The 3,205-nt window shown below is 62.0% G+C and carries 2 protein-coding genes and 1 pseudogene; 2 read left to right on the forward strand and 1 reads right to left on the reverse strand.

Annotated features, from left to right (window positions below; genetic code table 11):
• Positions 1-29: 29 nt before the first annotated feature.
• Positions 30-2,552: an ATP-dependent helicase gene (locus AX760_RS02815; RefSeq protein ID WP_071831319.1), complete on the reverse strand. Its 2,523-nt coding sequence runs from the start codon at positions 2,550-2,552 to the stop codon at positions 30-32.
• On the opposite strand from AX760_RS02815, the gene AX760_RS26595 reads away from it, so the two are divergent.
• Both AX760_RS26595 and AX760_RS02820 read left to right on the forward strand, forming a co-directional pair.
• Positions 2,551-2,871, forward strand: coding sequence for a hypothetical protein (locus AX760_RS26595; protein ID WP_139276173.1), 321 nt, complete (start codon positions 2,551-2,553; stop codon positions 2,869-2,871). The genes AX760_RS02815 and AX760_RS26595 overlap by 2 nt on opposite strands.
• A 134-nt stretch (positions 2,872-3,005) precedes the next feature.
• Positions 3,006-3,205: pseudogene (locus AX760_RS02820) on the forward strand (efflux RND transporter periplasmic adaptor subunit); the annotation flags it as partial.

The following is a 3,205-nucleotide window of genomic DNA, read 5'->3' on the forward strand; positions in this document are numbered from 1 at the left end:
GAATTAAAGAGTGGGGCTGACAGTCCCGTTCATAGCTTATCGACAAACCCGTCCAGCACCTTCTTCTGCCCGGCCCTGTCGAAATCGATGGTGAGTTTGTTGCCTTCGATGCCGGCGATGTTGCCGTTGCCGAATTTTATGTGGAAGACGCGCTCGCCGACGGTGAATTTCGAGGGGTCGTCGACCTTGGATTTGGCGATGAGTTCGCCGTCGATTGTTTTGGCGCGCGGTCCCGATTCGCCGTAGCCGACGCGTTCGATCGAGACGCCGGAGCGGCTGCCCCAGTTGTCGCGGGTGGCATCGGTCTTGTTCGCCTGGGCGCGTTTCCAGCCGGGCGTCGAATAGGTGTTTGAAAAGGGCTCCTGCTTGTCGAAGCGGGACTGGCCGTAACCGCCCCGGTTATAGCCGCCATAGGACTGTTCCGGTTCGGAGATGTCGACATGGGTGACCGGCAGTTCATCCAGGAAGCGTGAGGGCAGGGTCGACTGCCACAGGCCGTGGATGCGGCGGTTGGAGACGAACCAGATGTGGCAGCGGCGTTTGGCCCGCGTCAGGCCGACATAGGCGAGGCGGCGTTCTTCCTCCAGACCTGAGCGGCCGCCCTCGTCGAGTGCACGCTGGTGCGGAAACAGGCCTTCCTCCCAGCCGGGCAGAAAGACGGTCTCGAATTCCAGGCCCTTGGCCGAATGCAGCGTCATGATCGAGACGGCATCGAGGTTTTCGTTGGTCTCGGTGTCCATGACCAGCGCGATGTGTTCGAGAAAACCGCGCATGCTTTCGAACTGCTCCATCGAGCGGATCAGTTCCTTCAGGTTTTCCAGCCGCCCCGGCGCCTCCGCCGACTTGTCGTTCTTCCACATGTCCGTATAGCCGGATTCCTCGAGGATGGTTTCGGCCAGTTCCGTGTGCGGGGTGTTTTCGAGCAGGCCCTGCCAGCGGCGGAAATTGGTGACGACGTCAAACAGCGATTTGCGGGCTTTCGCCTTCAGTTCGTCGGTGTCGATCATCTCGGCCGCGGCCGCCAGCATCGGAATGTCGCGGGCACGGGCATAATCGTGCAAAGCCCGGATGGTGGTGTCGCCAAGGCCGCGTTTCGGCGTGTTGACGATGCGCTCGAAGGCAAGATCGTCGGCGTCCTGGCAGACGAGCCGGAAATAGGCGAGCGCGTCGCGGATCTCCATACGCTCGTAGAAACGCGGACCGCCGATGACCCGGTAATTGAGGCCGAGGGTGACGAAGCGGTCTTCGAATTCGCGCATCTGGAAGGAAGCGCGCACCAGGATCGCCATGTCGTTCAGCCTGTGCGTCTGGCGCTGAAGCTGCTCGATTTCCTCGCCGACAGCGCGGGCCTCTTCTTCCGAGTCCCAGGCGGCATGGACCTGCACCTTCTGATCATCCGGATCGGAACGGTCTGTGAACAGCGTCTTGCCGAGCCGGCCCTCATTGTGGGCGATCAGATGGGCGGCGGCGCCCAGAATGTGTTCGGTGGAGCGGTAGTTGCGCTCGAGCTTGATGACCTTGGCGCCGACGAAATCCTTCTCGAAGCGCAGGATGTTGTCGACTTCGGCGCCGCGCCAGCCATAGATCGACTGGTCGTCGTCGCCGACGCAGCAGACATTCTGCGGCACGCCCTTGGGCCGCTGGGCGAGAAGCCGCAGCCACATATATTGCGCCGTGTTGGTGTCCTGATACTCGTCGACGAGGATATAGCGGAATTTTGCGTGGTATTCCTTCAACAGGTCGGGATGCTCGCGGAACATCTTGATCGGATGCAGCAGAAGATCGCCGAAATCGCAGGCATTGAGCGTCTTCAGCCTTGCCTGGTAGGCGGCGTAGAGTTCGCGGCCCTTGCCATTGGCAAAGGCGCGGGCATCGCCTTCGGGGATGTCGGCAGGGGACAGCCCCTTGTTCTTCCAGCCGTCGATCAGCTGGGCGAACTGCTTGGCCGGCCAGCGCTTGTCGTCGATGCCGTCGGCCTGGATCAGCTGCTTGATCAGCCGCACGACGTCGTCGGTGTCGAGAATGGTGAAGGCGGAGCGCAGGCCGCAGAGTTCGGCATGGCGGCGCAACAGCTTGACGCCGATCGAATGGAACGTGCCCATCCACGGCATGCCCTCGACAGCGCCGCCGACGAGAACGCCGACGCGTTCCTTCATTTCGCGCGCCGCCTTGTTGGTGAAGGTGACGGCCAGAATCTGGCTGGGGAAGGCTTTCGAGGATGCGAGAATGTGGGCGATGCGGGTGGTCAGCACCCGCGTCTTTCCCGTTCCGGCGCCGGCCAGCACCAGGACGGGACCGTCAATGCTCTCCACCGCCTCGCGCTGCTCGGGATTGAGGCCCGACAGATAATCCGGTCGGCGACCGACATCGCGGGCGGCCATGGCGCGCGCGGCAATGCCGAGCCCGGCGGCTGGCGAAGAGGCTGTCCCGGAGGCCGGCATGGATGCAGGCGTGGTGGCCGGCACAGGCGCCCCGGCCTGCGGCCCGTCCGGCCTGCCGCGCGGTGCCGGCTCCTCGTCGAAGAAGGGAATATCGTCAAAACCATTGCTCATGCGGCTCAATGTAGTGATTCGGAGCCGAAAGGCCAGAATTGGCGTTCCTCTTTTATTCCCTATCAACCGCTGCGGCCTGTCCAGCCGCCGAGAAGGCCATCGGGCGGCTCTGGGGCTGAGGCGGCGAAACGCAGATGGTTTTGAAGAAATCCGATTGGCGCGTGCTGCGTATAACGTTCAAAACGACGGCGATACGCCGATCGGTTTCGAGACGCCGGTTTTCGAAAACCAGCGTCTGGCGGTTTTCTTCCTAGACGTTCTTTTTGCCGTACGCAAAACCGGCGCCACCGAAAAAATGCGTTTCATTACAATTGCGTAATGATGGCATTCGGGGATTGTCCGCCCTCTTGCAAAAGGGGATAGTTGCCCCAGTTGACGTGGTCAAAGACAGGTCCCCGCCGGGACCTTGCGCGCCGGATGGCCGCAAAACGTGTTTTTCATTTGGAGACGTGCATGAAGCTCTGGAAGCAGCTGGCGATCAGTCTGGTTATCCTTGTCGTCGGTGTGATGGCCTGGGTGCGTTTCGTTCCGGGTGCCGGCGCCATGCTGGTCAAGGTCGGCGTTTCCGCGCCTGTCATCGAGGCAATTGCCAAGCCGCAGCCGGCTGATCAGGCCGATGGTCAAAGACGCGGGCAAGGGGCAGGACAGGGGGC

The organism is Pararhizobium antarcticum (genome assembly GCF_001885585.1).
GTDB classification, from domain to species: domain Bacteria; phylum Pseudomonadota; class Alphaproteobacteria; order Rhizobiales; family Rhizobiaceae; genus Pararhizobium; species Pararhizobium antarcticum.